Annotated in this window: 5 protein-coding genes and 1 pseudogene; 2 read left to right on the top strand and 4 right to left on the bottom strand. The window is 44.5% G+C overall.

Annotated elements, in window-relative coordinates; genetic code table 11:
- Nucleotides 1–151 precede the first annotated feature (151 nt).
- The 4 genes from Q0J48_RS06300 to prfA form a co-directional block, all read right to left on the bottom strand.
- Entirely contained in the window at nucleotides 152–451 is a 300-nt protein-coding gene (locus tag Q0J48_RS06300; protein ID WP_022789509.1) for a hypothetical protein, read from the bottom strand.
- 151 nt (nucleotides 452–602) lie between these two features.
- Entirely contained in the window at nucleotides 603–1469 is an 867-nt protein-coding gene (gene map, locus Q0J48_RS06305; protein WP_296242604.1) for a type I methionyl aminopeptidase, read from the bottom strand.
- Between the two features lies 1 nt (nucleotide 1470).
- On the bottom strand, nucleotides 1471–2322 hold the full coding sequence (gene prmC / locus Q0J48_RS06310) for a peptide chain release factor N(5)-glutamine methyltransferase (RefSeq protein ID WP_296242605.1): 852 nt from the start codon (nucleotides 2320–2322) through the stop codon (nucleotides 1471–1473).
- Complete coding sequence (gene prfA / locus Q0J48_RS06315) at nucleotides 2319–3395, bottom strand: peptide chain release factor 1 (RefSeq protein ID WP_296242609.1); 1077 nt, start codon at nucleotides 3393–3395, stop codon at nucleotides 2319–2321. The genes prmC and prfA overlap by 4 nt, the downstream gene beginning before the upstream one ends.
- A gap of 85 nt (nucleotides 3396–3480) precedes the next feature.
- Here prfA and Q0J48_RS06320 point away from each other — a divergent pair, with 85 nt between their 5' ends.
- Nucleotides 3481–4962, top strand: a complete 1482-nt coding sequence (locus tag Q0J48_RS06320) for a glucosaminidase domain-containing protein (protein WP_296242612.1) — start codon at nucleotides 3481–3483, stop codon at nucleotides 4960–4962.
- Between the two features lie 204 nt (nucleotides 4963–5166).
- Nucleotides 5167–5752, top strand: a pseudogene (locus Q0J48_RS06325) (hypothetical protein); the annotation flags it as partial.

The raw sequence follows: 5752 nt of genomic DNA on the forward strand, positions 1-5752 counted from the left end.
CCGTTGGAACCGAATTGACGAGAAATGGTGATGATAACATTTTTTTCCATGATGTAAAGTCCTTTTATTAATACTTATTATACATGATTTACAAGGGGAAAGAAATCAAAGAAAAAAGGATCCGAAGATCCTTCTCATGTCTAATGCTATCTTAGTTATTCACTTCAGAATACTTTCTGCGTCCAGGATGCAGGTTATCAACATAATAACGAATTGTCAGAGTGCCAGCCACTTTTGTTTTGACTTTTGGCTCAACGATAAATCCGTCCCCTTCCAACATAGCATCCAACATAGCTTTGCAGCAAGTTGTAGTATTTCCTTTTACACCAGGTTCGCATTCATTCATGAACTCTTTGGCATTGACTTCAATATAGAGCCACATTTTGTCGTGTGCTTCCTGTTTCATTTCCTGTAAACGGGCTGCATACTGTTCTTGTGTCCATTTTTCCATGCTGTATACTTCCTTTCCTTATGCGTTCATTTTACTCCTAATACGATTGGATGACAAGTTTATGAAAGGTTGTCTTGGTCAAGAAAGCATTTTTTTACATAATTTTTATAAAAATTTTCATAAAAAAGAACTGTAAGCCATTACAGTCCTGTCAATAAGCAATGATTTCTACGCCTTTCTCGGTGACATAAAGCGTGTGTTCCCATTGGGCCGACAATTTCCCATCACTAGTATACGCCGTCCAATTGTTCTTTTTATCAATATATAAAGTGCTGACTCCCTCATTGATCATCGGCTCGATCGTAAATACCATCCCCGGTGCGATGACCATACCCGTATTCTTGATGCCGACATGATGAACATAAGGGTCTTCATGGAACGCATTGCCGACTCCATGACCGCAGAAATCTGTCACTACACTGTATCCATGTTTGTGGGCATGTTCCTGGATCGCAGCCCCGATATCGCCAAAATGACCCCAGGGGCGAACGGCCTCAATGCCGATCTGCAGACATTCTTTGGTCACATCCACCAGTTTTTGTGCTTCCGGGGACACCTTTCCAATACAGAACATCCGGCTTGCATCCGCATAATGACGATGCACGATCGTCGTACAGTCCACATTGACGATGTCGCCTTCTTTTAATACGATCTTCGAATCCGGGATCCCGTGACAGATCTCGTTGTTGATTGATGTGCAGCAGCTCTTAGGAAATCCCATATACCCCAGACAAGCCGGAATGCCGCCATGGCTTGTGGTATAGTCATAGACCAGCTGATCGATCTCTTCGGTCGTCATGCCCGCATGGATCTTTTCCTGAACCAGATCCAAGACTTCGTTATTGATCTTGGCCGCTTTTTTGATCCAATGGATATCTTCTTCGCTTTTGATCAGATCATGTCCAGGAACGATCTTTCCCTGCAGTTTCAGGACATTGATCGTGTCATCCCATTTCTCATGGCAATGTTTATATTTCTTTCCCGAACCGCACCAGCACGGCGCATTCTTTGACATCATCTTAAAACCCTCTTTCAATCGTTAACATTCTATCTTTGCCCGACATATCCTTATGAACCTGGATCTTGGCGTCCGGAAAATAACTCTTGGCCAAGGCACTCAGTGCTTCCCTTTGATCATAACCGATCTCAAAGGCCAAAAAAGACTGAGAGCGTAAAACTTGATCGGCTTTTTCAAACAGTTCGCGATAAAATTTCAAGCCGTCTTCTCCGCCAAACAAGGCTACATGCGGTTCATAATCCACAACACTGTGTTCCATCTGCTCATGAGATGGAATATAAGGCGGATTGCATACGCAGATATCACAATGCAGATCCCGGTCGATAAACGGATCCAACATATTGCCTACTAAAAATTGAACGTGGCCGTCTAATTTTTCATTATTTTGATAAGCCACATCGATTGCTTTCGAAGAGATGTCGCTGGCAATCACATCCATCTTTCGCTCTTCCAGATTCAAGGTGATCCCAATGGCGCCAGATCCTGTGGCCACATCAAAGACATCGACATGATCCCGGTCGGAAAAATGCTCGTCATAAAGCGAAAGAACCAGTCCCACCAGCTCTTCGGTCTCCGGGCGGGGGATCAGGACATCTTCGTTGACTATAAAATCATATCCATAAAAAGATTCATAGCCTAAGACATAACTTAACGGCTTTCCTTTTTCCATCTCATGGATAGCTTCCAGATAGTCTACGCGGATCTCTTCATCGATCGGTTCTTCCATATCCAGATACAGGTTGATCCCTTTATGTTGGCAAAGCTCGACCATCAAAAGCTGGGCAGCCTGTTCGCCTTGTCCGGCTTTGTATAAGCGTTCTCTTCCTTCTTTGATATATTCGCGGTAATTCACAGTTCTTCTCCTGCCAGTTTCGCCTTTTGGTCCGCCATCTGCAAGGCATTCATCAGATCATCCAAACGCCCGTCAATGATGCGGTCCAGCTGATTGACTGTATAGCCGATGCGATGGTCGGTAACGCGGTTTTGCGGATAATTATATGTACGGATCTTTTCCGCGCGGTCTCCCGTTCCAATCTTGGTCCGTCTTTCGGCTCCGGCTTTTTCATCGATCTCGCGCTGGCGCTCTTCCTTGACACGAGCGGCAATCGTCGCCAATGCCGTAGCCCGGTTTTCATGTTGAGAACGGCCGTCCTGACATTTTACAACGATTCCGGTCGGCTTATGGATGATACGAACGGCCGAATCGGTCTTGTTGATGTGCTGTCCTCCGGCACCTGAAGCACGCATGGTCTCGATTTCCAAATCGTTCATATCGATATCAAAATCTTCTTCATCCAGTTCCGGATAACAAAGCACCGTAGCGGTCGAAGTCTGGATACGTCCCTGGCTCTCGGTCTTAGGAACGCGCTGCACACGATGGGATCCCGATTCAAACTTCAAGATCCCGTAGGCACCCTGACCCGTGATCTTGAACGTGATGATAGAGAAGCCCCCGGCTTCACTGTCTTCAGAATCGGTCACTTCCACTTTCCAGCCTTTGCTTTCGGCATATTTGGCATACATACGGAACAAGTCTCCGGCAAAGATATTGGCTTCATCCCCGCCGGCGGCCCCACGGATCTCCATGAAGGCATTGTGCGAATCGTTTGGATCCTTTGGCACCAGCAACAATTCCAGTTTATCCAGATATTCCTGGATTGCCGGTTCCAAGCGTTCGATCTCGGCATGGGCCAATTCCCGAAGCTCTTTATCATCTTCATTCGCCAATTCTTTCGCATCCGCATATTCGCTTTTTGCCTGTTTGTATTCTTGATACGTCTCTACAATCGGCGTTAATTCATTTTGTTCTCTACCCAGTTTTGCCATCTGTTTACGATCGGATACAACATCCGGTTTCATCATCTCATCATTGATCGCATTATATCGTTCTACGATCGCATCCAATCTTTCTTCCATAGTGGCCATAATCTCAACATCCTTTCAACTTCAACAGTTTAACACAGAAGCCGTCTAAATGACAGTTTAATATCGATTGTGCTACACTGGATGCATGACAAGAAAAAGAAGAACACGATCCCGAAGAAGGATCTCTAGACCTGTATTGATTTTAGGCCTGTTGATTGGCTTGGCGGGCCTTGGCTTTTTAGGTTTGAAACTGACGGAAAACGGTGTCTTTACCGTCATGGCCGTCACAAAAGAAGGCGTCGAGGAACAAGGTGTCTACAAGCATTTTTTGTTTGCCCAGTTCAAGATGGATTCTTTAGATGAAGCGGCCTACATCCAAAGAGAAGATCAAAAAGTCGTGGCATTGTCCGAAGGCTTTGTCAATCTCAACACCAAGTCAAGTTTAGAGAATACCCTCTATACAGTGGACGGCAGCGATGCCGCCGGCTATACCAACGGTGCTTATGGAGCCGATGCCTTATACTTAGACACTTCATCGGATGGAAGTCAGGCGCTGATGCAGATCAGCGGCGTCAAAGCGTGGGTATCTATCGAAGATATCCAGCTGTATCTTTTTGACGAAAGCCTTTCTTGTTCTTACTACTACGTCAGTGAAGGTGTTTTATATCATTTCATCTCCACGGATCTTCTGCAAGGAAACGGAAATACGCTTTCTTTGGAACAGGCACCGGATTTTATGGATGAGGGCGTGATTTATTATTCTTATGATGGAAACTACTTTTACACGGATCTTTCGAAAATGACAGATGATGTCCGCAATGCCTCTCACGAAAATGCCGTCAATCCTGAAGCACATTATAATTTTTATCAGTATGTGCCGCATCGTTCATCGACACATCTGACAAGTGCCGATTATGACTCTTTTTTGGCCGACTATGGGATCAACCAGCAAGCCACAACTTTCCCATGTTCCGACAATCAAAGTGTATTAGTTCAATCTGGCGATCAATTTCTTTCCATACAAGAAGAGATCGGGATCAATGCCTCCATGATGTTTGCGACGGCCGTCAATGAAAGCGGCTATGGACGAAGTGAATATGCGATCGTAAACCACAACTTGTTTGGCCATGCCGCCTATGATGCCAGCCCGGACAGCGCTACCGTCTATTCTTCGATCCAAGATTGTATCTACGAACATGCTTACGGATTTCTTCAGAACGGCTATGCGAATCTGTTAGACTCGCGTTATCACGGTTCCTGGTTTGGCAATAAGGCCAGCGGGATCAATGTGCAATATGCCAGCGATCCGTACTGGGGCGAAAAAGCCGCTCACTTTTATTATCTGTTGGATGCCCACCAAGATTTTGCGGATGCCCAATCGATAGAAATCCAAACATTCCCGGTCGAAAAAAAGATCCCTGTCCTGGATGTCAATAATCCTAAGACGATGCTTTATGTTTATGAACCGGGCGATATGGCCAGCTTTGTGATCCAAGATCAAGTCACGATCGATCATGAAGAATATGTCGTGGTGGCCAGCGAGATGCCGGTAAGCAACGGGCAAATCGATCCGCAGACCCCTTATGATCATGCCCAGGGGCTCGTTTTACGAAAAGATCTCCCATAAGATCCATTTTTTTCTTCCCTCTTTCGTATTTATTAATAGAGCGAAAGAAAGGAGCAAAAAAAAGTGGAAAAGAACCCACAGATTTCATCTGAGTTACTTCTCCAAAACGAGAGGAACAAGTACGATGAAGCCTGTAAAAAAGTATTGAGTTTCAAATGTATTCTTGCCTGGATCTTAAAAGATGTTTTAGAAGAATGTCAAGAAATGGATCTCTCAGAAATCCAGAAAGGAATTGAACCTTGGAATCCTCATGAAAAGATCATTGGACTCAACATAGAAGATGAATTTGTCAACCATTCCCGCATCTATTTTGATTTGGTTTTTCTGGTCGTCTTTCACAAGCAGATGACCATCATCAATATAGAAGCCCAAAGCTCGAAGGTTGCCTATCATTTGAAAAATCGTGCTTTATACTATGGCTGTCGCTTGATTGACCGCCAAAAGAACCATCCTCTCGGATTTAGAGGATCCAACTTTGATGATCTGTATAAAGTTGCGACGATTTGGCTTAGAAACGATCAACCGCTAAGTCAAAAAGAAGGCAGGAAGATCATTCGAACGTTGGATCTGATGACGATCGCGTTCCTACATCCGTTAAACGAAATTGCGATCCAGTCGCAAAATCCCAGTGCTCAGGAATTATTGTCGATCTTGTTTGTCTCTCAAGAATCTTATGAAACGAAGAAACAAATCCTTGAAGAAAGATATGGTATACTAGTGTCAGAAGAGATAGAAAAGGAGTTGAGAAATATGTGTACATTCAGTGAAGGATTATGGAACCAGGCATGGG

The organism is uncultured Faecalicoccus sp. (genome assembly GCF_944325745.1).
Lineage (GTDB): Bacteria > Bacillota_I > Bacilli_A > Erysipelotrichales > Erysipelotrichaceae > Faecalicoccus.

Excerpts from the sequence above, each read along its gene's own strand:
- Q0J48_RS06300 (WP_022789509.1), bottom strand. The coding sequence starts at position 451 with ATGGAAAAATGGACACAAGAACAGTATGCAGCCCGTTTACAGGAAATG.
- map (WP_296242604.1), bottom strand. The coding sequence starts at position 1,469 with ATGATGTCAAAGAATGCGCCGTGCTGGTGCGGTTCGGGAAAGAAATAT.
- prfA (WP_296242609.1), bottom strand. The coding sequence starts at position 3,395 with ATGGCCACTATGGAAGAAAGATTGGATGCGATCGTAGAACGATATAAT.
- Q0J48_RS06320 (WP_296242612.1), top strand. The coding sequence starts at position 3,481 with ATGACAAGAAAAAGAAGAACACGATCCCGAAGAAGGATCTCTAGACCT.